General features: G+C 63.0%; 25 protein-coding genes and 1 tRNA gene. 22 read left to right on the forward strand and 4 right to left on the reverse strand.

What is annotated here, in order from left to right; translation table 11 throughout:
- Window positions 1-153 precede the first annotated feature (153 nt).
- From LPJ38_RS28690 to LPJ38_RS28775, 18 genes are all read left to right on the forward strand, one after another.
- Complete coding sequence (locus tag LPJ38_RS28690) at window positions 154-1,170, forward strand: SDR family oxidoreductase (RefSeq protein ID WP_145629795.1); 1,017 nt, start codon at window positions 154-156, stop codon at window positions 1,168-1,170.
- Between the two features lie 81 nt (window positions 1,171-1,251).
- Window positions 1,252-2,817, forward strand: a complete 1,566-nt coding sequence (locus LPJ38_RS28695; protein ID WP_145629794.1) for a PfkB family carbohydrate kinase — start codon at window positions 1,252-1,254, stop codon at window positions 2,815-2,817.
- Window positions 2,818-2,845: 28 nt separating this feature from the next.
- Window positions 2,846-3,847 carry an NAD-dependent epimerase/dehydratase family protein gene (locus LPJ38_RS28700; RefSeq protein WP_145629793.1) on the forward strand — a complete coding sequence of 334 codons (1,002 nt, stop codon included), beginning with the start codon at window positions 2,846-2,848 and terminating at the stop codon, window positions 3,845-3,847.
- Window positions 3,848-3,852: 5 nt separating this feature from the next.
- On the forward strand, window positions 3,853-4,464 hold the full coding sequence (locus LPJ38_RS28705; protein ID WP_231088429.1) for an HAD family hydrolase: 612 nt from the start codon (window positions 3,853-3,855) through the stop codon (window positions 4,462-4,464).
- The gene (locus LPJ38_RS28710; protein ID WP_167520290.1) at window positions 4,461-5,498 is read left to right on the forward strand and encodes a phosphotransferase; all 1,038 of its coding nucleotides are present in this window, start codon (window positions 4,461-4,463) and stop codon (window positions 5,496-5,498) included. Before LPJ38_RS28705 ends, LPJ38_RS28710 begins: the two co-directional genes overlap by 4 nt.
- Window positions 5,473-6,321 carry a transketolase gene (locus tag LPJ38_RS28715; RefSeq protein ID WP_145629791.1) on the forward strand — a complete coding sequence of 283 codons (849 nt, stop codon included), beginning with the start codon at window positions 5,473-5,475 and terminating at the stop codon, window positions 6,319-6,321. Before LPJ38_RS28710 ends, LPJ38_RS28715 begins: the two co-directional genes overlap by 26 nt.
- A gap of 10 nt (window positions 6,322-6,331) precedes the next feature.
- Window positions 6,332-7,285, forward strand: coding sequence for a transketolase family protein (locus LPJ38_RS28720; RefSeq protein ID WP_145629790.1), 954 nt, complete (start codon window positions 6,332-6,334; stop codon window positions 7,283-7,285).
- 8 nt (window positions 7,286-7,293) lie between these two features.
- Window positions 7,294-8,400, forward strand: a complete 1,107-nt coding sequence (locus tag LPJ38_RS28725) for a DegT/DnrJ/EryC1/StrS family aminotransferase (RefSeq protein ID WP_008549420.1) — start codon at window positions 7,294-7,296, stop codon at window positions 8,398-8,400.
- A complete protein-coding gene (locus LPJ38_RS28730; protein WP_145629789.1) occupies window positions 8,390-9,508 on the forward strand; it encodes a DegT/DnrJ/EryC1/StrS family aminotransferase in 1,119 nt (372 codons plus the stop codon). The genes LPJ38_RS28725 and LPJ38_RS28730 overlap by 11 nt, the downstream gene beginning before the upstream one ends.
- Window positions 9,505-10,311 carry a sporadic carbohydrate cluster 2OG-Fe(II) oxygenase gene (locus tag LPJ38_RS28735; protein ID WP_145629788.1) on the forward strand — a complete coding sequence of 269 codons (807 nt, stop codon included), beginning with the start codon at window positions 9,505-9,507 and terminating at the stop codon, window positions 10,309-10,311. Before LPJ38_RS28730 ends, LPJ38_RS28735 begins: the two co-directional genes overlap by 4 nt.
- Window positions 10,304-10,696 carry an LIC12192 family sporadic carbohydrate cluster protein gene (locus tag LPJ38_RS28740; protein WP_145629787.1) on the forward strand — a complete coding sequence of 131 codons (393 nt, stop codon included), beginning with the start codon at window positions 10,304-10,306 and terminating at the stop codon, window positions 10,694-10,696. The genes LPJ38_RS28735 and LPJ38_RS28740 overlap by 8 nt, the downstream gene beginning before the upstream one ends.
- A 25-nt stretch (window positions 10,697-10,721) precedes the next feature.
- On the forward strand, window positions 10,722-11,387 hold the full coding sequence (locus LPJ38_RS28745) for a class I SAM-dependent methyltransferase (protein ID WP_145629786.1): 666 nt from the start codon (window positions 10,722-10,724) through the stop codon (window positions 11,385-11,387).
- The gene (locus LPJ38_RS28750; protein ID WP_145629785.1) at window positions 11,365-11,940 is read left to right on the forward strand and encodes a WbuC family cupin fold metalloprotein; all 576 of its coding nucleotides are present in this window, start codon (window positions 11,365-11,367) and stop codon (window positions 11,938-11,940) included. Before LPJ38_RS28745 ends, LPJ38_RS28750 begins: the two co-directional genes overlap by 23 nt.
- 63 nt (window positions 11,941-12,003) lie before the next feature.
- On the forward strand, window positions 12,004-12,981 hold the full coding sequence (locus tag LPJ38_RS28755) for a lysylphosphatidylglycerol synthase transmembrane domain-containing protein (RefSeq protein ID WP_145629784.1): 978 nt from the start codon (window positions 12,004-12,006) through the stop codon (window positions 12,979-12,981).
- Between the two features lie 2 nt (window positions 12,982-12,983).
- On the forward strand, window positions 12,984-15,260 hold the full coding sequence (locus tag LPJ38_RS28760) for a hypothetical protein (RefSeq protein ID WP_145629783.1): 2,277 nt from the start codon (window positions 12,984-12,986) through the stop codon (window positions 15,258-15,260).
- A 179-nt stretch (window positions 15,261-15,439) separates the two neighbouring features.
- Entirely contained in the window at window positions 15,440-16,657 is a 1,218-nt protein-coding gene (locus LPJ38_RS28765) for a class I SAM-dependent methyltransferase (RefSeq protein ID WP_145629782.1), read from the forward strand.
- Entirely contained in the window at window positions 16,650-17,855 is a 1,206-nt protein-coding gene (locus tag LPJ38_RS28770; RefSeq protein WP_145629781.1) for a class I SAM-dependent methyltransferase, read from the forward strand. Before LPJ38_RS28765 ends, LPJ38_RS28770 begins: the two co-directional genes overlap by 8 nt.
- A gap of 3 nt (window positions 17,856-17,858) precedes the next feature.
- The gene (locus LPJ38_RS28775; RefSeq protein ID WP_145629780.1) at window positions 17,859-18,887 is read left to right on the forward strand and encodes a Gfo/Idh/MocA family protein; all 1,029 of its coding nucleotides are present in this window, start codon (window positions 17,859-17,861) and stop codon (window positions 18,885-18,887) included.
- Here the strand turns inward: LPJ38_RS28775 and LPJ38_RS28780 are convergent.
- Window positions 18,884-20,491 (reverse strand): hypothetical protein, encoded by a 1,608-nt coding sequence (locus LPJ38_RS28780; RefSeq protein ID WP_231088430.1) that lies wholly within the window; start codon window positions 20,489-20,491, stop codon window positions 18,884-18,886. The two genes, LPJ38_RS28775 and LPJ38_RS28780, sit on opposite strands and share 4 nt — an antisense overlap.
- A 220-nt stretch (window positions 20,492-20,711) precedes the next feature.
- Here LPJ38_RS28780 and LPJ38_RS28785 point away from each other — a divergent pair, with 220 nt between their 5' ends.
- From LPJ38_RS28785 to LPJ38_RS28795, 3 genes are all read left to right on the forward strand, one after another.
- Window positions 20,712-21,218, forward strand: a complete 507-nt coding sequence (locus tag LPJ38_RS28785) for a hypothetical protein (protein ID WP_145629778.1) — start codon at window positions 20,712-20,714, stop codon at window positions 21,216-21,218.
- Window positions 21,219-21,226: 8 nt separating this feature from the next.
- A complete protein-coding gene (locus tag LPJ38_RS28790) occupies window positions 21,227-21,733 on the forward strand; it encodes a hypothetical protein (RefSeq protein ID WP_145629777.1) in 507 nt (168 codons plus the stop codon).
- A 141-nt stretch (window positions 21,734-21,874) separates the two neighbouring features.
- Window positions 21,875-22,636, forward strand: a complete 762-nt coding sequence (locus tag LPJ38_RS28795) for a glycosyltransferase family 2 protein (protein WP_145629776.1) — start codon at window positions 21,875-21,877, stop codon at window positions 22,634-22,636.
- A gap of 95 nt (window positions 22,637-22,731) precedes the next feature.
- Here LPJ38_RS28795 and LPJ38_RS28800 read toward each other — a convergent pair.
- Window positions 22,732-22,807: transfer RNA gene (locus LPJ38_RS28800), tRNA-Trp, on the reverse strand.
- Window positions 22,808-22,957: 150 nt separating this feature from the next.
- Here LPJ38_RS28800 and LPJ38_RS28805 point away from each other — a divergent pair.
- Window positions 22,958-24,199, forward strand: a complete 1,242-nt coding sequence (locus tag LPJ38_RS28805; RefSeq protein ID WP_145629773.1) for a serine hydrolase domain-containing protein — start codon at window positions 22,958-22,960, stop codon at window positions 24,197-24,199.
- Window positions 24,200-24,355: 156 nt separating this feature from the next.
- Here the strand turns inward: LPJ38_RS28805 and LPJ38_RS28810 are convergent, their stop codons facing one another.
- Window positions 24,356-25,123: an SDR family NAD(P)-dependent oxidoreductase gene (locus LPJ38_RS28810; RefSeq protein ID WP_145629766.1), complete on the reverse strand. Its 768-nt coding sequence runs from the start codon at window positions 25,121-25,123 to the stop codon at window positions 24,356-24,358.
- Between the two features lie 118 nt (window positions 25,124-25,241).
- Window positions 25,242-25,940 (reverse strand): histidine phosphatase family protein, encoded by a 699-nt coding sequence (locus LPJ38_RS28815; protein ID WP_167520289.1) that lies wholly within the window; start codon window positions 25,938-25,940, stop codon window positions 25,242-25,244.
- Window positions 25,941-26,027: the final 87 nt, after the last annotated feature.

A 26,027-nucleotide genomic window follows, 5' to 3' on the forward strand; every position in this document is an offset into this window, starting at 1 on the left:
GCTCGACTGCAACATGGCGCCCTGATACCGGCAATTACCAGGGATTGCAAAGGTATAATGCTTGCAAAAGCAGCGAGCGGCTGGTAGTCGGCTTTTCGGGTTTCACTCAACATTGGCGGCGCCCGCAGGGCATTCGCGCTACGGATGTTCCCTATGAAGTGCATCGTAACTGGCGGCGCCGGTTTCATCGGCAGTCACCTCGTCGATCGCCTCCTCGACGATGGGCACGAGGTGATCGCGCTCGACAATTTCGTCATCGGGCGTCCCGAAAATCTCGCATCTCGCGCCAAATCGGACCGGCTCAAGGTCGTTCGGGCCGACGTCACCGAGCCCGACTCGATCGGCCCGTATTTTCACGGTATCGACTGGGTCTTCCATCTCGCGGCGCTGGCCGACATCGTCCCCTCGATCGAGTCTCCGATCCCGTATCATCGCGCCAATGTCGACGGCACGGTCAACGTCCTCGAAGCCGCGCGACACGCGGGAGCAAAGCGCTTCGTCTACGCGGCGTCGTCGTCCTGCTACGGAATTCCCGACGTCTATCCGACGCCGGAGAGCGCCGAGATCCGGCCGATGTATCCCTACGCGCTCACGAAGAACCTCGGCGAGCAGTGCGTCATGCACTGGTGCCAGGTCTACAAGCTTCCGGCCGTCGCGCTACGCCTGTTCAACGTGTACGGACCGCGCCATCGCACCACCGGCACTTATGGTGCCGTATTCGGTGTCTTCATGGCGCAGAAGCTCGCGGGCAAGCCCTTCACGGTGGTCGGCGACGGCGAGCAGACGCGCGACTTCACCTTCGTCAGCGACGTCGCCGACGCTTTCGTGACCGCCGCGCGCTCCGACGTCTCGCATGAGATCTTCAACGTCGGCTCGGACAACACCTACAGCGTCAATCGGCTGGTCGAGCTTCTCGGCGGCGACAAGGTCCACATCCCCAAGCGCCCCGGCGAGCCCGATTGCACCTACGCCGACATCACCAAGATCAAGCGGGTCCTGAATTGGACGCCGAAGGTGAAATTCGAGGACGGCGTCGCGACGATGCTGAAGTCGATGGACCAGTACAGGGACGCGCCGCTGTGGACCGTGGACAAGATCGCGGACGCCACCAAGGACTGGTTCAAATATCTCGGGGACGACAAGGGCCCGCCGCAGAAGGCAAGCTCTTGAACAGTTCGCCGGATATCGTTGCCGCGAGTCGATCAATTCCGGACGGCCATCTGAGACCTGCCGGCGCTTTGGGTAATTCACATGGGTAATGCTTCGACCGACAAGCCGGCCCTCCATCCGGCGCCACACGACAAGATCAAGACGATCGAACAGCTCGGCGAGGTGGCGCGCGCTGCCCAGGCCAACGGCCTCACCGTCGCGCTCTGCCACGGCGTGTTCGATCTGGTGCATCTCGGCCACGTCCGCCACATCCTGGCGGCGCGCAACGAAGCCGACGTGGTCATCGTGACCATCACCGCCGACCGTTTCGTCAACAAGGGCCCGGGACGTCCGATCTTTCCGGAGACCATGCGCGCCGAGATGCTCGCCGCGCTCGGCACGGTCGACTGGGTCGGCATCAACCAGACCTCCAGCGCTGAGCCGATCCTCGATACCGTGCGCCCCGACATCTACGTGAAGGGCTCGGACTACGAAAACCCCGAGGACGACGTCACCGGCAAGATCGCCGTCGAGCGCGAGGCCGTCGAACGTCATGGCGGCCGAATCGTCTTCACGCGCGACGTGACTTTCAGTTCGTCCTCGCTGCTGAACCGCTACTTCGACATCTACGATCCGCCCTTGCGCGACTACCTGCAGAAGGTGCGCGAAGGCGGCGGCGCCGAACGCCTGCTGAAGCTGATCGACAAGATCCAGGACATGCACGTCGTGCTGGTCGGCGATACCATCATCGACGAGTACCAATACGTCACGGCGCTCGGAAAGGCATCCAAGGAGAACATCGTCGCGACCCTGCTCAAGAACGGCGAGCAATTTGCCGGCGGCGTCATCGCCGCCGCCAATCACGTGGCGAGCTTCTGCAAATCGGTCGAGATCGTCACGACGCTCGGCGGCAACGACTACCCTGAAGAATTCATTCGCGCGCATGTCCGCCCGAATGTCACGCTCACGCCGATCCGCGTTCAGGGCCGCCCGACGACACGCAAATTGCGGTACGTCGAGCTGGGTTATCTGCACAAGCTGTTCGAAGTCTACACCATGGACGACACGCCGCTCGACGAGACCGCGCGCAAGGAGATCGACCGCGTCACAGCGGAGCGCGTGCGCGGGGCGGACGTGGTCATCGTCACCGATTTCGGTCACGGCATGATCGCGTCGAGCACGATCGACACGCTGATCGCGAACTCCAAGTTCCTGGCGGTCAACGCCCAGAGCAACAGCGGCAATCACGGCTACAATCTGATCACGAAGTACCCGCGCGCCGACTACATCTGCATCGACGCGCCGGAAGCGCGCCTGGCGGCCACCGACAAGTTCAACGACATCGCGTCGGTGATCCAGGACGGCCTGCACCGCAAGATCGATTGCGACAACATGATCATCACGCACGGCTCGTTCGGCTGCTACCCCTTCTCGTCGAAGACCGGCGTCGCGCGCGTACCAGCCTTCACCAAGACCGTGGTCGACACGGTCGGCGCCGGCGACGCCTTCCTGACGATCACGGCGCCGCTGGTGGCAGCCGGCGGCAATATCGAGGACGTCGCCTTCGTCGGCAATGCGGCAGGCGCGATCAAGGTCGGCATCGTCGGCCACCGCAACTCGGTCGAAAAGGCGCCGCTGGTCAAATTCGTTACTGCGTTGTTGAAGTGACGCGAACAGGAAAATTTGGAGAACGAGAGTGATTGGTCAGAAATGGAACGTGATGGTCACCGGTGGCGCCGGCTATGTCGGCAGCGTGCTGGTTCCCCAATTGCTGGCGGCGGGGCACAAGGTCACGGTGCTCGACCTCTTCATGTACGGCGACGACGTCTTCGACGCCGTTCGCGACAATCCGAACCTGCGCCTGATCAAGGGCGACATCCGCGACGAGGCCGCCATCAACGAAGCCCTGCGCGGCAACAATGCGGTGATCCACCTCGCCTGCATCTCCAACGACCCCTCGTTCGAACTGGACCCGGGCCTCGGAAAATCCATCAACTACGACTGCTTCCGGCCGATGGTGCGTGCCGCGAAGAAGGCCGGCATCAAGCGCTTCATCTATGCGTCCTCCTCGAGCGTCTATGGCATCAAGGACGAGGCCGAGGTGACCGAGGAACTGTCCTGCGAGCCGCTCACGGACTACTCCAAGTTCAAGGCGATGTGCGAGACCGATCTGGCCGACGAGGCGGCCTCCGGCTTCGTCACCTGCACGGTTCGTCCCGCCACGGTCTGCGGCTACGCGCCGCGGCAGCGTCTTGACGTGGTCGTCAACATCCTGACCAATCTCGCGGTCAACACCGGCCGCATCCGTGTGTTCGGCGGAACGCAGAAGCGGCCCAATCTGCACATCGAGGACATGTCCGCGGCCTATCTGTTCCTGCTTCAGCAGGACGACGCGAAGATCGACGGCAAGACTTACAACATCGGCTACGAAAATCATTCGCTGATGAAGATCGCCGACATCGTCAAATCGGTGGTCGGAAACAATGTCGACGTCGCCGTCGAGCCGACCGATGATCTGCGGTCCTACCACGTCTCCTCGGAGAAGATCCGCCGCGAGCTCGGATTTGCGCCGACGCACACGATCGAGCAGGCCGTGTCCGGGCTCGTGGACGCCTTCAGGGGCGGCCGTCTGCCGAACTCGCTGAACGATCCCAGGTACTTCAACATCAAGATGATGCAGAACATCAGCCTGAAGTGAGCGGCGTGCGGATCGGGATCGATTTCGACAACACGATCATCTGCTACGACAAGGTCTTTGCCGCCGTTGCGCGCCAGCGTGGCCTGGTGCCCGAGGGATGGCAGGGGCTGAAGACCGACGTGCGGGACCATCTGCGATCCCGTGCAGGCGGCGAGCTTGCCTGGCAAGGCCTGCAAGGCTTCGTGTACGGCAAGGGAATTGGCGGTGCCGAGATCTTTCCTGGCGTCCGCGAGTTCCTCGCAGCGTGCCGCCATGCCGGCGCGAGCGTCTATATCGTCAGCCACAAGACGCAGTTCGGCCATCAGGACCCCGACCGGGTCGATTTGCGCGAGGCCGCGCGCGGCTGGTTGCGCAGCGCAGGCCTGATCGACGCCACTGATGCGGCGCTGGCTGCGGGCGACATCTATTTCGAGGACACGCTGGCGGCCAAGGTCGAGCGACTCGCGAGCCTGGAGCTCGACATCTTCATCGACGATCTCGTCGATGTGTTCGAACAGCCGCATTTCCCGAAGACGACGCGATCGATCCTGTTCACGCAGTCGCGGCCTCCCCATCCCGACCATTGCGAGCCGATCGCGAGCTGGGCCGACATCCATCGCGGAGTGTTCGCGTCATGAGCGAGCCGGACATCAGCGCGCAGGATGCGATCTCGATCGGCAGCCGCCTGGCCGGGGCGCGGGTCGCGGCCGCGCAACCGGCGCGGTCCGGCGGCAACAACCGGGTGTTTCGGCTGGAGATGGCGCAGGGACCACCCCTCGCCCTCAAGCATTATCCGTCGGATGGTCGTGATCGCCTCGGACAGGAATACGACGCGCTCTCGTTTCTGGCGCGCCACGACATCACGTCGACACCGCGGCCGATCGCGAAGGACGCGGATGCGTTCTGCGCGCTGTATCAATGGTTCGACGGCGAAGCGGCCGTGCTGTGCCCGCAGGACGACGATGCCGACCAGCTGGCCGATTTCCTGATCGAACTTCAGAAATTGCGCAACGCCGAAGGCGCGCAGATTTTGCGAAACGCCTCGGCCAGCATCTTCTCGCCCGAGGCCGCCATTGCCCAGTACGAGCAGCGCCTGGACGGGTTGCGGCACGCATCGCAGGATCAGCCGGAGCTGCGCGCGTTCGTGGAGGGCAGCCTGGTTCCCAGCACGGCGATCGCAATCGGACAACTCCGACGACGCTATGCGGAACTGGGGCGGGATCCCGCAGCGGACCTGGCGCCCGCCCACCGCGCATTGAGTCCGTCGGATTTCGGACTGCATAACGCGCTGCGCGCCAACGACGGCAGGTTGCGATTCATCGACTTCGAATATTTCGGCTGGGACGATCCGGTCAAACTCTTGTCCGACACCGCGATCCATCCGGGCAGCGATCTGCCCGAGGCCAGCGCAAATCGATTGATCGAACGGCTCTCGCGCGCCTTCGCAGCTGGGGATGACGCGTTTGCGATCCGCCGTGACGTACTGTATCCTGTGTTCGGGGCGATTTGGTGCCTGATTGTCCTGAATGCCTATTTGCCGGAAAGCCGCTCCCGGCGCGCCCTGGCTGCGCAAGGTGGCGATCTGACGGTCCGCCTTGCCGGCCAGCTCGACAAAGCCCGCCGGCTCCATCAAACGATTTGCCAACGTGATCCAGATCTCACCCCACGCTGAAGCCGCCCTCACCTGCACGCTGGACGAGCGCAGCCTTTACTTGCGCCGCCTGGTGCTCGGTTCTGTCCGCTCGGCAGGACGCGGACATGTCGGTCCTGCCCTGTCGCTGATCGAGATGGTCCGCGTGCTCTACGACGACGTGCTGCGGATCGATCCGAAGGATCCGCGCGATCCCGATCGCGACCGTGCGATCCTCAGCAAGGGACACGGTTGCCTGGCGCTCTATGCGCTCTTGGCCGATCGCGGCTTCTTTCCCCTGTCGGAGTTGGACGGCTTCTGCGGTCCCGACAGCATCCTCGGCGGACATCCCGAATACGGCATGGTGCCGGGGGTCGAGGCCTCGACCGGTGCGCTCGGCCATGGCCTGTCGATCGGTGTCGGCCTCGCGCTCGCCGCGCGCATGCGCGAGCGCAACTACCGGACCTTCGTGCTGCTCGGCGACGGCGAGATCAATGAGGGATCGGTCTGGGAAGCCGCCATGGGCGCGGCCAAGCACGGGCTCGACAATCTGGTCGCGCTGGTCGACTACAACAAGCTGCAGAGCTACGGCCCCACCGACTATGTCCTGCCGCTGGAGCCCCTCGCCGACAAATGGCGCAGCTTCGGCTTCGCCGTGCAGGAGCTCAATGGCCACGACGTCGGCACTCTGCGGACAGTCCTGAAGCAGGTTCCGGCCGTTCCCGGCAAACCGACCGCCATCATCTGCCATACCGTCAAGGGCAAGGGTCTGCCGCAAGCGGAATCCAATGCCGACTGGCATCACAAGAACAAGCTGACCGACAGCGAGCTCGACGCCATCCGCGTCGCCGTCGGCGATTTCTGATCGGCTCCCCATGCGCAACACAGCGATGAACATGGTCCACAAGCTCGCCGGACGCGACGAGCGTGTGCTCTACATCGGCTCCGATCCCGGCGCCGGCACCTTGCGCGCCATGAGCAAGGAGTTTCCCAAGCGCCATCTGATCGAGGGCATTTCGGAAGCGCACATCATCGGCATGTCGGCCGGCCTCGCGATGGAGGGCTTCGTGCCCTACGTCAACACCATCGCGACCTTCCTCACCCGCCGCTGCTACGAGCAGGTCGCCGTCGACCTCTGCCTGCACAATCTGCCGGTGCGCCTGATCGCCAATGGCGGTGGGCTCGTCTACGCGCCGCTCGGCCCCACCCATCAGGCGATCGAGGACATCGCCATCATGCGGGCGCTGCCGAACATGACGGTGATCTGCCCGTGCGACGCCGACGAGGCGGCACGCATGATGGAGCAGACGCTCGACTGGGCCGGGCCGATCTACATCCGGCTCGGCAAGGGCGGAGATGCCGTCGTCTCGAAGGCCGAGCACGGCTTCGAGATCGGCAAAGCCATCCTGATGCGGCCGCCGGGCGAGGTCCTGATGGTGACCACCGGCATCATGCTGCAGCGGGCGCTGGCCGCAGCCGACCTGCTGGCCGCACAAGGCATTCGCGCCGGCATCCTGCACATGCACACCGTGAAGCCGCTCGACACCGCGGCGCTGCTGCAAGCGATCCGCGGCGTCAGGCTCGTGGCGACGCTGGAGGAGCACGTGCCCTCCGGCGGCCTCGGCAGCGCGGTCGCGGAGGCGCTGATCGACAAGCTCGGCTCGGGTTTGCCCGCGATGCTGCGGCTGTCGCTGCCGGATCGCTTCATGCACAATTACGGCTCGCAGGACTCGCTGCTGAAGAAGCACGGCCTTGCTCCCAACGCGATCGCGACTTCGATCGAACGCGCGCTCGCCTCGCACACTTCCCCTCAACTTCACTCCACCTGACGGGTCACATGTACGACGTTCGTTATTCCTATCTGCTCGAGCAGTTCGCCGACCCCGCTCCGATCCTGGCCGAGATCGGCCGCCTTGTCGCGACCGGTGATTTCACGCTTGGCAAGCCCGTCGCCGAATTCGAGCGCCGGTTTGCCGAACTGATCGGCGTGCGTCACGCCATCGGCGTCGGATCGGGCACCGACGCGCTCAAGCTCCCGCTCAAGGCGCTCGGCATCGGCCATGGCGACGAAGTCATCACGGCCGCCAACACGTTCATTGCGACCGTCGGCGCCATCGCGGAGACCGGCGCGACGCCCGTGCTGGTCGACTGCGACGATTCCTTCTGCATGAACGTCGACCAAGTCGAAGCCGCCATCACCAAGAACACCAAGGCGATCATGCCGGTTCAGCTCACCGGCGAGGTCACCGACATGGGCAAGCTGATGGCGATCGCCCAGCGCCACAATCTCCCCGTCGTCGAGGACGCCTGCCAGGGCATCCTGTCCGAGTTCGCCGGTAAGCGCTCCGGCACCCACGGCATCGCAGCCGGCTTCTCGCTGCATCCGCTCAAGAACCTCAACGTCTGGGGCGATGCCGGCGTCGTCGTCACCAATGACGACGGCATGAACGAGCGACTGCGCCTCATCCGCAATCATGGCATGAAGAACCGCGACGAGATCGCGATCCTCGGCTGCAATTCGCGGCTGGATTCGCTCCAGGCGGTGGTCGGCAACTGGCTGATCGGCCAGACCAGCGAGATCACGCGGCGCCGGATCGAGAACGCGGCCTATTACGACGCGGGCCTTGCTGGCCTGCCCGGCCTGCGCATCCCGCCGCGCCGGCCCAACGTGAAGCACGTCTACCACCTCTACATGGTGTTCGCCGAGCGCCGCGACGAGCTCTACAAATACTGTCTGGACAACGGCATCGAGGCCAAGATCCACTATCCGATCCCGCTCTATCAGCAGGAAGGCCTCAAGCATCTCGGCTACGCTCCGGGAACTTTCCCGGTCACCGACCGCCATGCCAAGGAAGTCATCAGCTTCCCCGTGGACCAGCATCTGACGCGGGCGCAGCAGGATCGCGTCATCGAGACCGTCCGGAAGTTCTGCCATGGACGCTGACACCGGCCTGAGGCGCATCGGCTACGTCAATCTTCCCGCGCAATTCGAGGAAGAGCGCGCCGAGATCATGCAGGCGGTCGAGGGCGTATTCCAACGCGGCGACTTCATCGGCGGCGCCGCGGTCGCAAAGCTCGAAGAAGAACTGTCCGTCTATCTCGGCTCGCCGTACGTCGTCACGCTGAATTCCGGCACCGACGCGCTGATCCTGGCGATGCGCGCGCTCAACATCGGCCCCGGCGACGAGGTCATCACCCCCCCGAACTCGTTCGTGGCATCGACCGCCGCGATCATCGCGGCCGGCGCCACGCCCATCTTCGCGGACGTGCTGCCGGACCAGAACATCGATCCCGCCGCAGTCGAGGCCGCCGTCACGGCGCGGACCAAGGCGATCATGCCGGTGCACCTGACCGGGCGCATGGCGGACATGACGCCGCTGATGGCGATCGCCGCCAAGCATGGTCTTGCCGTGATCGAGGACAGCGCCCAGGCCGTCGGCTCGACCTATGACGGACGGATGAGCGGCACCATCGGAACGTTCGGCTGCTTCTCCGCCCATCCGCTCAAGAATCTCAATGCCGCGGGCGATGCCGGCTTCATCGTCACGGCCGACGCCGAGCTTGCCGCGAGAATTCGCCGCCTGCGCAGTCACGGCCTGATCAACCGCAGCGACGTCCAGGAATGGGGCATTGTGTCACGGCTCGACACGCTTCAGGCCGAGGTACTGCGCATCCGTCTGCGCCACCTGCCCTCCGTGATCGAAAGGCGGCGTCGAAACGCTGCGCAATACCGGGCCGAGCTCGCGGGCCTCCCCCTGTTCATTCCGCCCTGCCGCAACATCGAGTTCAACACCTTCCACACCTTCGTCGTGCAGACCGACCGGCGCAACGATTTGCAGAAATATCTTGCCGACAAGGGCATCGAGACCGCGATCCATTATCCGGTACCGATCCATCTCCAGCCGGCGGCGGCGCATCTCGGCCACGGTCGCGGCGCGTTCCCAGTGACGGAACGGCAGGCGGATCAGATCCTGACTCTCCCGATCAACCAGTTCCTCTCGGCCGCCGATATCAGCTATATTTGCGCGACCGCGCGGGAGTATTTTGCATGATCGATACGGACTTCCTCCAGGCCGACGAGCAGGCGCTGGCGCAGCGTTTCATCGACGACGGCTTCGTCACCACGCCGGCCGACGACCGCGCCGGACTGGACCGGATCCAGCGCCGCGCCGCCGAGCTCGCGGCGGACTATCTGAAGCTGCCGCACAGCAACGACCCCTACGCGATGCTGGACACCATCCACACGCGGGTGAGCGTGGACGATCTCAACGGCCTGCGGCTCCACGTCTTCAACGGTCTCAATGCCGAACCCTGGTTTCGGCCGACCTATTTTCGCCTGGCGCGCTCGACGATCGAGACCATCGTCGGCAACGAGCTCTGCATGCAGCGCCGCGTCAATCTCAGCATCCAGATGCCCGGCGACGATTCCTCACTGCTCGCGACGCACTCCGATGTCTGGTCGGGCGACTCGCCGTTCGAGGTCGTGGTGTGGGTGCCGCTGGTCGACGTCCACCGCACCAAGGCGATGTATCTGCTGCCGCCGTCCCTGAACGGCGACATGCAGGACCGCATGGCGAGCCTGCGCAGCGCCGAGCAGCTGTACAAGACGATCCAGCCGCACGCGACCTTCATCGAGATCCCCTATGGCCACGTGATGCTGTTCAATCAGACCCTGATGCACGGCAATCGCGTCAACGAGGAGACCGGCACGCGCTGGAGCATGAATTGCCGCTTCAAGAGCATCATGTCGCCCTACGCGGACAAGCGCTTCGGCGAGTTCTTCGAGCCGATCCTGCTGCGCCCGGCGACACGGGTCGGCATGCAATACAAGCTGCCGGGAGGCTTCCATGGCTGAGCGAGCCGGCCATCGCGGCTATATCGGCGCCCGGCCGCTGAACGGCAGCCGTACCCCGCAGCACGTCCAGAACATCGTGATCCGCGACTATGCGCGGCGGAAGAATTTGCAATACCTGCTTAGCGCCGTCGAGCACATCATGCCCGGCAGCTACATGGTGCTCGAGGACATCGTGGACGAGCTGCCCCGCCTGAACGGCCTGATCCTCTACAGCATCTTCATGCTGCCGCCTGACGAGGCACGACGGCGGGAGATCTACGACCGCGTGCTGCGCGAGGGTTGCGATCTGCATGCGGCGGTCGAGGAGATTGCGCTGTCCTCGCGGAACGACATCCAGGCGGTCGAGGATATCCTGCTCGTCAATAAATTCGCGACCATCCTGTGACGATGACACGGAACGGTTGACGATCATGGCCGAGATCAACCTGCTTCAGCCGATGCATGCCTCGACCAAGCGGAACTACGTCCAGCGGGTCGTCGAGCACGACAAGGCGGAATCCGCCAGCGTGGCACGGCAATGGGGCCGCGATTACTGGGACGGCGACCGCCGCTATGGTTATGGCGGCTATCGCTACGACGGACGCTGGCGTCCGCTCGCCCAGACCCTGATCGATCGCTACGGCATCAAGCCCGGCATGAGCGTGCTCGATGTCGGCTGCGGCAAGGGTTACCTGCTCTACGAATTCACCCAGCTCGTCCCCGACCTGACCATCGCCGGCATCGACATCTCCGACTACGGCATCGCGAATGCCAAGGAGGAGGTGCGGCCGCAGCTCAAGGTCGGCAGCGCCGTCGAGCTGCCCTACGCCGACCACAGTTTCGACCTCGTGGTCTCGCTTGGCGTGCTGCACAACCTTCCGCTCGAGGATGTCTTCCGCGCCGTGACGGAGATCGAGCGCGTCGGGCGCGGTGCCTCAAAATATCTGATGGTGGAATCGTTCCGCAACGAAAGCGAGAAGGCCAACCTCCTCTACTGGCAGCTCACCTGCCTGAGCTTCCATGGTCCGGAGACGTGGGCCTGGATCTACGACAAATGCGGCTATCGGGGCGACCATGGGTTCATCTTCTTCGAATGAAGCCGGCCTGCGCCGGCCGACCTCGCTGCGTGCGCAGAATCCGGAAGTGTACTATTCGGATGATGCCATCGTCACGGCGGACGACGCCACGATCGCCGAGCTGAAGCGCATCGCTGCCGGCAATCCGCGGCTGCGCAGCCGGTTGTGCACGCATCCAGACCCCTCATCCGACCTGCACGAGATGCTGATCGTGCATCATCGCGAGGCCTATGTCCGGCCCCACAAGCATTTTGGCAAACCTGAATCGTTTCACCTGATCGAGGGCACCGCCCAGGTCGTGATCTTCGAGGACGACGGCCGCATTCGCGACGTGCTCGAGATGGCGCCCTACGGCCAAGGCGGCCTTTGCTATTACCGCATGCCCGAAAAGGTCTTCCACTCGATCCTGATCACCTCGGAGTGGCTGGTGTTTCACGAGACCACCGCCGGCCCGTTCGACCCCTCCCGCACCGCATTTCCGGACTGGGCCCCCGATGGCGGCGACGCTGCCGCGGTCCAGGACTACGTCGCAAGAACTGGCACGCTCGCTGCGGAGTATCTGGCGAGAAAATAGACTTCGAGCGTTATCGCTCCACTTGACGATTCCGCCGCGAATGATCGAGGACCGGACCAGTCGATGAAGCCGCCGGCAAAAGCATTGGTTACTCTGGCCAAGTTCGCCGTCTCGGTCGGGATACTGGCCTTGCTCGTGCATACTCAGGACTTGTCCTCCCTGAAAGCCGACCTTCTCGCCGTCAAACTGGACATGCTGGCGCTGGCGGTGCTGCTGCTGTTCGCCCAGACCTTTGCGCTCTGTCATCGCTGGATCCTGATCCTGCGTGCGATGGACGTGCCCTTAGCCTGGCTGGCAGGCTGGCGCATCCTCATCATCAGCACGTTTTTCAATCAAGTGCTGCCGGCGGGGGGCGACGCGGTCCGAATCTGGATGTTGCGGCGGCATGGCGTGCAATGGTCGCAAACGATCGGCAGCGTCGTGGCCGATCGCTTCCTGGCGCTGCTGGCGCTCGGTGCGGTCATCCTGGCGGGAATGCCGTTCCTGCTGCCGCGGATCGGCGACAGGTCGCTCCTTTTCGCTATCATCGTCGTTCTTGTATCTGCGTGTTTCGGCCTCGTCGCCCTGGTTACGCTCAATCGCTGGCCGCCTCGCATGATCGCCGCTCTGCCTGCCCGGATCGTGCAATTCGCGATGCTGGTCAGGGCTCCGCTGGCGGCCGAAGGGCGAGCACAATTGATCGCGTCCGCCATCCTCATCCATCTGATCACGATCGCAGCATGTTATGTCCTTGCGATCGGCCTCGACGCTCCGCTTTCTGCGCTTGATGCATTCGTTCTTGTCCCGCTTGTCGTTCTGTCGTCCGCGGTTCCGATCTCGATCGGCGGATGGGGAGTGCGGGAAGGCGCGATGGTTGCTGCACTTAACCTAGCCGGAATCGCGTCCGACAAGGCACTTGCGATATCGGTCCTGCTCGGCCTCGGCGGCCTGATCGTGGGACTGTTTGGCGGCCTGATGTGGCTGGTCGCTCCGGAGCGGGCCAACTTCAGCGTAGACCAGGCCAGGGCCGTCGCCAAACGGGCGGACGCGGCACCGGTCTAGTCATGGCATATATAGATTTCTCTCGAACAAAGCTGCACCGCACCGTCGAAGCACTGGTCTGGCGCGCTCTCATCCTAGTCCCGGCCGTTGTGTCCATTTGGTGCTTGAACCGAAGCGGCACGTACCGAGCGCTGATATTCGAGGGCGGATGGACGACGCGATTCTATGTTCTCGCCTGGATAATCCTGACGCCATATCTCGGCTGGATCGTGTTGGCTACCGGGCGCCTTACATTCTCCCTCATCAAGCACGATGCCGCGCGACGCATCGATGAGTTCTTCGTTGGTGCATCGACACTCATACTTGTCGGCCTGACGCTCGGCGCATTTTCCATCCTGTATCCGCAACTTGTTCTTGGGTCCCTGCTGGCAATCCTGTTGTGGGATACGCGCAGTTTCAGAAAGCCGAAACGAACTACGGCGAACTACGCACTGTTGTCGGTATCGTTGGTCAGCTTCGCGGCTTTGGGAATGGTATTTCTCGATCGCGCGGCAATGCCCGACGTCGTGTCGACCGACGTTCAACAGCTATATGCGCCCTATCTGGCAGAAGTAGCACGTAACCACAGCATTTGGCTTGCCGCCGACAATCCAATCTTTTCTGATTTCGAGATCGGCCACGGAAACGGACTTCATCTGTTAATGGCGACGTTTCTGCCTCCCCAGGTGACCCAGATCATTTCATTTCTGTACTTCGTCGCAATCGGCGGGGTCATTTTTGAGCTCGTCCGGATGCTAGTACCGTTGGAGATATTCGGTCCCCAATGGGGCCGCATGGCAGTACCGATCGCGCTCGGTATCGCGGTACTTGGGCTCACGTGGGCGCCGGGCATACACATCATGGAGTTCGGGAAGTATCACCTTCAGACCGCGGCATTCTTCTTCTATTCGCTGCTCGCTGTCGCCCGCTCTCCCAAGGGCCGCGACAACTTCGGCGCCGGGATCTGTGGCTTGGCCCTGACAGTCTCCTATCCACTCTATACGGCGTATTTGGTCCTGATTTCGGGCTTGGGAGCGTTCACAAAACTGCTGCAAGGAGATCGATCAGGGCTCATCACCAGCGTTGCGCTTGGAGGCGGAGCGGTGGTCGGGTGCGTGCTGGCTTTCGCCATCAACTACTTCTATCTCGGTATTCCCGCGACCAATCCGTATTCGATCTTCCGGCATGTCGCTTCGACGGATCGCTTTTCACAATTCGGTAGCTTCGACATCCTCGATTACTTTGTGTTCTCCCAATCGCTGGGAGTAAGCGACTTCTCCATCCGAAATGGATGGATATCGGCAACGGGACAAGTCAAGGCGATCGTCAAGGCCGCCGCGCTTCTCACAGTGACGTCTTTGGTTGTCGCTTTCGCGGACTCGAAGCTGTTTCCCGCCCGATCGCCGCCCTCCAGGTCCATGCCGACAGGTTTGGTGGCTGGGGGGTTCATCCTTCTTGCTTACCTCGCCAGTGTCAGGTTCCTGGATTCAACTCTCCAGATTCCGAGTCTGCAGAGATTGTCTATCCATGTGAACGCGCTGATCCCCGTTACGATCATTGCCATGGCCTTCTGGGCACTAACGATCGCGTGGCGATTGGCACCGACCTGGTTCAGCGGCCGCGTCGCTCCGCACATTGCCGTCCTAAGCCTCTTGATGATGTCCGCTTCCGTCGTTCATGCGGTTCCATGGAGGAGCTTCCAGGCGGATGGCACCTTGCTCTTTGTGAATGGGCGTCCGCTCGACCAAATGCCGCGCGTCACCGTCAACTGGAAGCGGTGCGACGACCTGCAGCAATCGACAGACTCCGATCGGGTTCTTGCTCTCAACGGCTACCGGGCGATGGTGCCATGCTATTTCTCGTCCCTGCTCACGCGAGGCAAGATCATTCATACGTACCAGAGCGACGTCGCCCGCAACTTCACGAAGATCGCGCTCGGCGACGCCGGCACGGCGGAAGCTACACTTCGATCGCTGGGCGTGAAGCTGTTCTACGTCCAGAAGGATAATTGTGACTTTTGGCTCAACGGTTTCTCCGACCTTTTTCAAAAAGAAGAATTAGCGCGACGCTTTGCCATTCATCGAGAGACCCCGGAATACTGGATATTGACGTGGAAGCACAACGATCAGTCGTTAAGTCCGGCGGCTGCAAACGGAATCTCTGCGCTCAGGACGAGATCGAAAGAGATTTATCAGGAGGCCTACGGTGTGGATCCATTTGAGGTGGTCAAGCACCGCCTGCCGCCGGATGGCAGGCGCGGAGATCTCAACATCCTCGAAAAGCTGTTCCGGTGCTATTAGGGCTCTCGCGGTAACTGTCTCGACTTCAGTGGCAACAGTTCGACAATGACGAATCTACGCCGGAACAGGCAGCTCAAGATAAGAATTGTGGCAGGGACCGTTGCACTATATAGGCATCAAACTGCACCGGGTGCTGCCCGGGACGCCGATGTTCCGCTTTTACCGCAAGAGCTAGCGCCGTGACCGACCATTGCCGCCTCTGCCATTCGACCGACCTGCGACCGGTCATCGACCTCGGACTGATGCCGATTGCGCATCGGCTTCGGCATAGCCGAAACGAGCAGGAGGAGCGGTATCCGTTCGAGGTACTGGCATGCGGCGAGTGCGGCTTGCCGCAGATCGTCAAGCCGATCGATCCGGATATCCTGTATCGGCAGTTCAATTACAATTTCAGCAGCTGGAAGCCGGAGCCGCACCAGGTCGACGAGCTCGACACCATCGCGAAGTTCTCGAAGCATCAGTCGGTGTTCGAGATCGGATGCAACGACGGCCTGTTCATGGACAAGCTGCGCGAACGCGGTGCGAAGGTCTTGGTGGGCGTGGAGCCCAACCCCGTGTCGGGCAAGCTCGCCCGCGAGCGCGGCATCAAGGTCTATTCCGACATGATCAGCCCGGCGCTGTGTCACGACGCGGTCGCCGCGGCCGGCAAGTTCGACCTCGTCGTCTCGCGCCAGGTGCTGGAGCACATCGTCGACTTTGAGAACTTCTTCGACTGCGTGAAAATTGCGCTGCGTGACGACGGTCTGCTGTTCATCGATGTCCCTGATTTCGCTCCCGGCTCGACGTCGGGAGACCTCTCCGTCCTCTGGGAGGAGCACGTCAGCTATTTCACCGAACCGACCCTGCTCGCGCTGCTGGCGCGCCATGGCTTCGAGGCGGTGTCCGTGAAGAAGTACAATTTCAGCGGCGGCAGCCTCGCCATCGCAGTCCGCCGTGCCACGCGCGACGTGACGCCACCGCCCGCTCCGTCTGGGGTCGGCGAGAAATTCGGCCAGCGCGCCAGGGAATATGGCGCGCGTCTCCGTCCGATCCTCGCCAAGGCCCGTAGCAACGGCGCCGAGATCGCCATCTATGGCGCCGGCTGCCGCGCCTGCACCTTCACCAATGCCCACGAGCTGACGGAGCTGGTCGACCTCTCGGTCGACGACCAGAAGGAACGACAGGGATTGTTCCTGCCCGGTACCGGCATTCCGATCCGCGCGCCCGAGGACCTCGCAAGCAAGTCGGATCCGCTGATCTGTCTTCTGGCCGTGAACCAGGAGAATGAAGCCAAGGTCAGCAGCCGGCTGCGCGAGAACGTAAAGCGCCCGCTGCACATCGTTTCGATCTTCGCGCCGTCCGACATCTGGAGCGAGCTTGATCGCCTCGAGGCCGCAGCAGGGTCGCGGCATGTCTGAGGACAAGCTCTTCAACTATTACGAACGTCAAAACGTCCTGCCGACGTTCGGGAATTTCAAGTCGTCTGCCGAACTCGGAGCCTATGCCGGCCAGCGGCGCGAGCTGTTTTCGGACAAGTTGGTGCTCCCGCTGCCGCTGTTCCGCGATGCCGAGGTGCTCGAGTTCGGTCCTGATTCCGGCGAGAATGCCCTGGTGTTCGCCAGCTGGGGCGCGAACATGACACTTGCCGAGCCAAACCGGCACGCGCACGAAAAAATTCAGGCCTACTTCGCGCATTTTGGCCAGACCGAGCGTCTACGCGAACTCGCGTTGTCCGATGTCGAAGGATTTCGCAGCGACCGCCGCTTCGACGTCATCGATGCCGAGGGATTCATCTACACGGTGCAGCCAAGCGAAAAATGGCTCGGCATCTTTCACCGGTTGCTCAATCCGGACGGTTATGCCGTCGTTTCCTACTATGAGCGTTATGGCGGCTTCTTCGAACTCGCGCTCAAGGCGATCCATGCCGCCGGCAAGGCATTGACGGGCCGCCCTGCGCTGGAAACGGCGAAGATGCTGTTCGAGGCGAAATGGAACAGTATTCCGCACACCCGCAGCTTCGATTCCTGGCTGATGGACGTGCTCGAAAATCCCTTTGTCCGGCACCGCTACTTCCTCGACGCCAGCGCCTTGTGCACGGCTGCGCATGAGCAGGGCTTCGACATCCATTCGGCATGGCCGGCCTATCGCGACAGCCTGGATGTCTACTGGCACAAGAAGGTTCTGCCCGACGACGAAAAGCTGCGGCGCGCGGCGCGCCATCTCGGCCGCAGCCGTCTGAGCTTCCTCGGCGGCCGGAAGCTCTATCTGGTCGGCAACATCGAGGCTGTCGATGCGATCTCGGCGTCGATCGAAGCGCTGGTGCTCGATGTCGACGGGATGATCGACCATCCCTTCGGCGACTGCCTGCCGCGGGCGATCTCGAGCCTCGCGTTATTGCGCGAAACGATCCGGACGACGGACATTCTGGCCGACGATGCTGCCGATATCGACGCCATCCTTGCGACGCTCGACAGTTTCCATCGTATCTTTGGTGCAATCGGGCGGCGGGATGCATCCGCAGTCACCGCCCGCACCCAGTCCGACCCCGCATTCATCAACACCTGGGGTCAGCCGGCGCATTTCCTCGTCATCCGGAAGCGCTTCGAGGGAGCCTAGCCAGTGAGGCCAGGCATTGGCATTATCGGAACGGGCATGGTCGGCCAGATGTGCCACCTCGCCAATTTCGCTGCCAATCCCGCCTGCAGCGTCGTCGCAATCGCCGATCTGCGGCCCGATCTGGCCGCCGCCGCGGCTCGGAAGTTCGGCATTCCCCGGATCTACGGCACGCACCGGGAGCTGCTCGCGGACAGCGCGGTATCCGCCGTCATCGTCGTGACGAAGCGCCGCGCCACCGGGCCGATCGTCCTCGATGCGTTGAACAGCGGCCGGCACGTTTTGTCGGAAAAGCCGATGGCCTATACGACGGCTCAGGCCAAGACGCTGGTCGAGGCTGCACAGCGACAAGGCCTCATTTACGGCATCGGCTACATGAAACGTCACGACGCCGGCGTGGCGCGCGCGCTGGTGGAGCTATCGCGCATTCGTGCAGACCAGTCGCTCGGCCGGATCGTCGGCGCGCGCGGGTGGTGCTTTGGAGGTGATACCGGCCGAGCGCAGGACAATTTCGTCATGACCGGCGAAGCGCGGCCGGATGGTCTCGAGCTCTGGCAGGACGGTCCCGACTGGATGTCGGACGCGATGCGGCCAGGCTACGATAATTTTCTGAACGTGTTCAGCCATATCATCAATTTGGCGCGCTACGTGCTCGGTCCGTCGCCGACAGTCGCCGAAAGCTCCGTCGAGATCTCGGGAGCTGCGCGCGTCATTCTCGACTTCGACGGCATCGCGTGCACGCTGGATCTCGTGAACGGGTCCGAGGGCACTTGGCGCGAGGGACTGACGATCGAGTTCGAGCGGGGGGCGGTGACCATCGAATTGCCCCCGCCGTTCGCCGAGCAGGAGGCGGAGGTCATTGTCGATCACGATGGTCACTCCAGGCGGCTGATCCGTGAAACCAGCTGGGCTTTTCGGCGCCAAGCCGACGCTTTTGTCTCCGATGTCGTCGAACGCCGGATACCTCTGGCCTCCGGGGCGGATTCGGTGACAGACATCGCGCTTGCGGAGGCAGTCTGGAAGCGGACGGACTAGCGGCTAGGCTCGGCGCCCTTTCCTGAAGCGTCGAGCGGAATGACACCGGCGATCGGTCCCACCTTGATCGTGACCTTTGCAAGTTGGTCGAGCAACTCAGCGACATCACAGCGCGCAAGAAACCGGCATGCATAGTACTTCCACACCAAGATCTGGTTCGGTGCCGCTCCAGGGCCAGGCTGCAACGAGATCGTGGCTTGCGGCCCTGACGGATCGAAGTGATGGAATGCGCTTCCCGGAGACGTCCGCGATTCCTCCATTTCCTGCAGGATGGTGGGCCGCTCGGCAACCAGAGTAAAACCGAAAAAGGGCTGATTGCCCCAAGCGAGGCGAAGCATTCCGGTGACCTCGGCCAAGCCGAACGGCACGAACCGTGCTGGGTAATTCTGAAAGCCGTCATCGACCGCATAGACCGTCGCCGGGGGCTGGACCCGGCCGGCAAGGTCACGCGTGAGAGCCTCCTGCTTCAGCATTCTCGCTTGCAGGAAGATGTAGTCGTTCCACAGCAGGCCAACCGACACGATCATGCCCAATCCGAAAACGACTGCGAAGGCCTTGCCGGAGCCGACCCAACGTTGAGCGTGCCGCTTCAATGCAAGCAGAGCCAGCGCCGACGGCACACCGAACATCAGCAGGTGACGGCTCTCGTAAAAATGCGAGGAAGAGGGCCGCAGGCCGGCGATCACATAGGGCGACGACAATGCGAAGAACAAGGCCGCGGCGAGGATCAACGGCAAGGCCCTCCCGCTTCTGGACGCGGTCGGTTCTGTACCGGGACGCAGCAGCAGTACGACAATGCTGACGAGGACCGTAGCCATGACGAAGAGCGCTGGGAGCTGGATCGCCGCTCGGACAGCATGGGCCAGGACGTCCCTGTAGCCCGCGGCGACGAACGCCCCCCATCCCTTCGCCAATTCGGCGAGCGTCGGGAAATGGGCGTTGTAGTGCTGCGCGTACACGCCGATCCGTTTGAACCAGATGTTGAGCGCGCCCCAGTAGACCAGAGGAAGCACGACCAATTCCGGGTAGCTCAAAGCGGAGCGCCAGGCCGCGAGCCACGTGCGGCGAACGAACCCATGCGCAACGTCTGCGCCTCGCCACATCGCGATGAAGAGGCCAAGCATCACGAAGGCATAGAGCATGATCGTCGAGTTGAGCGCGAAGCTCAGCAAGAACACCAACGCACAAGCCACCCGAAGGAGCGCGCGACGCAGGCCGCGGGCGCCAAAGGCGAGCGTCAGCAGCCATGCACCGACGAACGAAAGTCCAAAGCTGAAGACATAGACCGCGTTGGCCTTGCCCGCCCAAAGCTGATAGCCGGGATAGGTCCAGACGATCACGGCAAAGCCGGCCGCTTCAGCACGATCGAGCAAGCCGAGCCGCGTTGCCGTCAGCACCAGGCATGTCGCGCCGAAGAGGATTCCGGCAAACGCCAACGACACCATCACGGCGACCGGCGCGCCCGTCCAGTTCGCGAACGTGTCGTAGCTGTAGAAGATCGGATGGCCGGCGCCGTTCAGCAGGAAATCAATGTCGATGAAATAATCCGGACGTGGCTTAAGCACCAGCCAGTCGTCCATGAAGAGGCCGTGGTTCAGCAGCATTGGTGCATGCGCGACCAACAACGCTATGAGCAGAACGGCTATCGCGCGCGACAAGGGGGGCATGCTCGGACGGGTGAGGAAGGGCATCGCCAGCAAGGACTCGCACGGCCGCGCGGCTGCTGCAAGAGCGGGATGGCAGGCTTCCCTTGACCGGAAATATCCGACCTCCTATAGACCTTCACTAGCTGAGCCCGAGAGGCGTCAGGGACGATTTTCCGCAATGAACATGCTACCCGGCCCGGCGCAGGCCGCTGCAATCGGCCTCAGCATCGCCTTCCCGCTTTTATTGCTGGGCTATGCGCGCATCGCGGCCACCGGCGGATCCGGCCGCCGTTTTCGGCTCGGCTGCGTCAGCCTCGTCGTTCTCTTTGCGGTTGCCTGCATCGCACTTCCCGGTGAACGCCATATCGACGACGTGATCGGCGGTCTCTTGCTGTTAGCGACAGCGATGATGTTTTGCTACATCCTCTTCAGCCTGCTGGCTTGGGGCTTTACGCTGACGTTGCTCACGGCGCTGGTCAAGACCGGGCGTCCCCTCACCTTGGAGCAATGGGCTGCAGCCTACATGCAGGGCGGCGATCTCGGCGCGTTCGCGCACAATCGTCTGAAACTCCTGTTCGGTTCGGGGTTGGTGGTGACGGAAGATGCCAAGCTGGCGCCGACCCCCAAGGGGGTGGCGGTCGCGCATCTGGTCAAGCTGGTTCGTCTATCGACGGGCCTTGGGTGAGTGGCACGATGTCCTACGTTGTCGGATTGACCGCCGTCGTCGCCTTCGCCGTGCTGTCCCCTGCCCTGCAGCTGATGGCCCGCGCTTTCGCGTGGCCACTGTCATCCGTCGTCCTGCTCGCGGTCGCCGCGGTCGTTGCGCATGGTTTCGGCGTGGCGCTCGGCATTCTCGTCGTGCCGCAGTTCCAATACTGGGACGCCGCGTCGATTTTCGGATTTTGCGTCATGGCCTATGTTTTTGCCTTCGGCGCCGTATACAGATCGGTTTCGCTGAGCATCCTGCTCAGCCTCGTTGGCCGGCCGGGACGGAGTGCCCCGCTTGCCGAGATCGTCGAACGACAAGTTCCAGATTTGTTCCGGGAACGAACCAACGCCTTGGTCGACGGCGGCCTCGTCGAACGGGTCGACACGAACTTTGTGGCGACCGCGGCAGGCCGGAACTTGGCAGGCAGCGTCGGGCGGTTGCGGCGTGCCTTTGGTATCGGCGACACCAGTCTCTACGATTTTTCCGATTAGTTGCGCGGAATACACACTCGCCGATTCCGTATCGTTTGCAGGGGACTACCTGCGCGTGGCGCATTGTTCTCCCTGCCCAGATCACTTAGAGTTGTGACCAGGGTTCCAACAGTAAGAGTAGCCGTCCGACGGCAGCACGCGATGACACCTTCCAGGGCGGCAAAAAGGCTTACGATCGTCATCCCTGCGCTGAACGAGCAGGACAAGATCGCCGACACCATCGGCGGCGTGCTTCCGCTCGCGCGCGAGCTGCTCGACGATTTCGAGATCTTCCTGATCGACGACGGCAGCACGGACGCCACCGGCGCGATCATGGACGAGTTCGCGGCCCACGAGCCGCGCATCATCGTGCATCACAACCCCGAACGGCGAGGCGTCGGTGCCGGCTTCGAATATGCGCTGTCGCGCGCCAAGTTCGACGCCATCACGCTCATTCCGGGCGACCACGCTTTTCGGAACGAAGGCATCGCCCGGATGTTCAAGGCGGCGGGCGCGGCCGACCTCGTCATCACCTATCGCGACAACCAGTCGGACCGCTCGGTCAACCGCTCGCTCCAGTCACATTCGCTGCGGCTCATTCTGAATTGCCTGTTCGGCTTCTGGCTGTCCGACTACCACAGCATGATCGTCTACCCCGTCAAATGGCTGCGCCAGATCGCGGTCAAGGCCGACGGCTACGGCTATCAGATTTGTGCGTTGATCTCGCTGCTCCAGCTCGGCCTCACCCACGTGCAGGTGCCGGTCAGCCTGAACGCTGAGCTCAAGGGATCGTCCCGCGCATTGCGGCTGCGGACCTATTTCGAGCTCGGAGGCACGATCCTCTCGCTGCTCCGCCGCGTTCCCATCCGTGACGTCGATCTTAGTCGAGTCCCCGCCGACACCCAGCGGACCCCGGCGCGCTGAACCGTCTACACCTGCTCGGCCGGCACATTGCGATTCGCAAAACGGGGACGCGTGTCCCTATCCCGTCAGCGTATAGACTAAGTGGTTGATTTCGCTGGCAGGAGTGGCAGGGCTCGAACCTGCGACCCCCGGTTTTGGAGACCGGTGCTCTACCAATTGAGCTACACTCCTACAGACCCCGCGTCGCCTTGGGATCAGGGCCGCTTTCAAGCACAGGGGACGGCCGGTTTGCAAGGGTGAACCGCGCCGGCTTCGCTTGTTTGTACCGGGGTTTTTGGGCCACAGTCCGTTCCCGATAATCAAGAGCAACCGGGAGTGCCCATGACCACGACAGCGACCGCCACAGCGACCGCTCCAGCCGCCCCACAGGCCACGACCGCGCCGCAGACCCCGCCTCTGCCGGAAGCGCGCCCCGAGACGCTCGGGCTGTCGCGGCCCCGCCTCCAGGCCATGTCGGACGCCTTCAAGCGCGAGATCGACAAAGGAACCGTTCCCGGCGTCACCGTGCTGGTCGCCCGTCACGGCCAGATCGGCTGGTTCGAGGCGCTGGGACGGCAGAGCCCGACCGCGCCCATGGCACGTAACTCGATCTTCCGGGTGTTCTCGATGACCAAGCCGATCGTGTCGGTCGGCATCATGGCCTTGGTCGAGGATGGCCATCTGCTCCTCAGCGACGCGGTCGCCAAGTTCATTCCGGAGTTCGCCAATCAAAAGGTCGGCGTGGTCGGCAGCGGCAAGCTGGAGCTGGTTCCGCCCAAGCGGCCGATGACGGTGCAGGACCTGCTCCGCCACACCTCCGGCCTCACCTATGAGCATCAGGGCGACGGCCCCGTGCACAAGCTCTACCAGGAGTCCCGCGTCCGCAGCCGCAAGATCACCAATGCCGAGCACGCCGCGCTGGTGGCGAGCTTCCCGCTGGTCTGCCATCCCGGCGACGAGTTCAACTACAGCCGCTCCACCGACATCCTCGGCCGCATCATCGAGGTCGTCAGCGGCAAATCGCTCGGCGCGTTCCTCTCCGATCGCATCCTGGCGCCCCTGCAGATGGCCGAGACCGGCTTTGCGACATCCGAGGCCAATGCCGGCCGCCTCGCCGAGCCGTTCGCGGCCGATCCCTGGACCGGCGACAAGGTCGTGCTGTTCAACATGCTCGAGCAGCCGGTGATGGAATCCGGCGGCGGCGGACTGGTCTCGACCACGATGGACTATGCCCGCTTCTGCGTGATGCTGCGCAATGGCGGCACGCTCGACGGCAACAGGATCATCGGCCGCAAGACGCTGGAGCTGATGGCAGCCGACCATCTCGAACCCCACGTTGTGACCAATGGCACGCTGCTGTCGCCCGGCCACGGCTTCGGGCTCGGCTTTGCCGTACGCCGCGAGGCCGGCATCGCGCCCTTCCCCGGCAGCGTCGGCCAGTATTTCTGGAGCGGCATTGCGGGCACGTTCTTCTGGATCGATCCGAAGGAGGATTTGTTCGCGGTGTTCATGAGCCAGGGGCCGGGCCAGCGCGACTACACGCGGACCTTGGTGCGGGATCTGGTGTACGCGGCGGTGGATTGAGGGGGGCGCCCTCGTGCCCCGGACGCGACGCAGCGCGTAGCGGTGCGTCGCAGAGCCGGGGCCTACGTCTCCACAAGCTCGGACTTGGCCTTCTGGGTCCCGGCTCTGCGGAGCAGCGTTGCACGCTGCACCGCGTCCGGGACACGAGAGCAGGCGTCAGCTAATCGTCGCGCCGCCGTCGATCACCATGGTCTGGCCGGTCATGAAGTCGCCGGCCTTCGATCCCAGGAACACGGCGGCGCCCGCGATCTCGTCGGGGATGCCGATGCGCAGGAGCGGCGAGCGCGAGGTCGAGGCCTTCAGGTTCTCCGGATTGTCCCACAGCGCTTTCGCGAAATCGGTCTTGATCAGGCCGGGCGCGATGCAGTTCACGCGGATGTTGTCCTTGCCATATTCGCAAGCGAGGTTGCGCGCGAGCTGCATATCGGCGGCCTTCGAGATCGCGTAGGCGCCGAGGATGGTCGAGCCCTTGAGGCCGCCGATCGACGAGACGATGATGATCGAGCCGTCCTTGCGCTCGATCATCTGCGGCACCACCATCGAGATCAGCCAATTGTTGGCGACGATGTTGTTATCAAGGATCTTCCTGAACTGGTCGTCGGAGATGCCGGCGAGCGGGCCGTAATACGGGTTCGATGCGGCGTTGCAGACCAGCACGTCGATCCTGCCGAAGGCGCGGTTGCTCTCGTCGACCAGGTTCTGCAGGTTCTCCTTCGAGGAGATGTTGGCGGCGATCGCGACCGCGGTGCCCTTGCCGTATTTGTCGTTGATGCCCTTGGCCACCTGCTCGCAGACGTCGGCCTTGCGCGAGGAGATCACCACCTTGGCGCCGTGCTCGGCCATGCGCTCGGCGATTGCGAGCCCGATGCCGCGCGTCGAGCCAGTGATGACGGCGACTTTCCCCTTCATATCGAACAAGGTCATGTTTCTCTCCCAGAGTATGAACTTCGTATTTGATGTCATTCCGGAGCGGTCCGCAGGACCTAACCCGGAATCTCGAATTCCGGGTCGATGCTTTGCATCGCCCGGAATGACCGCTCAGCTACGCCAGCTTCTTGACTTCAGGACCCGCCGGCTGATGCATTGCCGCATGCGCGTCGTCGGCGATCCACGGCTGCTGGTTCACCATCGGCAGCCGCCAGACGGTCCGCTCGGGACTTGCGAAATGATCGAGCCGCGTCACCGACACATTGTCGATGTCGAATGCGAGCCCCTGCTCCGGCAGATCACCGAGCGCAAGCCCGACCGCGGCCTTGATGGTGCCGCCATGGGCGACCGCGATGATATCCTGGCCAGCCGCCTCCTTGTTGATCCGCTCGATGGTACGGCGCGTGCGGTTGTAGAGATCCATGAAGCTCTCGCCGCCGGGCGCGGGCTCGTTGATGTCGGCGAACCAACTCGTGCCGACGGGGCGGCTCGCGATGAACGCGGCGCGGTTCATACCCTGCCAGCGTCCGAGATTCTGTTCGGCGAGATCCGCCTCCCATTTCATTGACGCGGGCCGCGGGAAGCCGGTTGCCCAGATCGCCTCGGCGGTCTGGTGCGTGCGCATCAGGTTGCTCGAATACCAGACTGCCTTGCGTGGCAGCACCTTGGCAACGGCATTGAACACATACGTATCACTGGTGTCGCAAGCGATGTCGGACTGTCCGTAAATGTTGCCGCCGTCATTGCGCACCGGCGCGTGCCGCACCCACCACCACCGCGTCGTGACCACGTTCGGCTTGTCTGCGCCTGCCATCGAAACCCTTCCATCCCGTGTAATGTCGCTGTACGTCAGGTGTGAACGTGTCTCAAGACACTTTACCGTTTGAAATCTTGTTTGAAA

It is taken from the genome of Bradyrhizobium daqingense, from assembly GCF_021044685.1.
GTDB classification, from domain to species: domain Bacteria; phylum Pseudomonadota; class Alphaproteobacteria; order Rhizobiales; family Xanthobacteraceae; genus Bradyrhizobium; species Bradyrhizobium daqingense.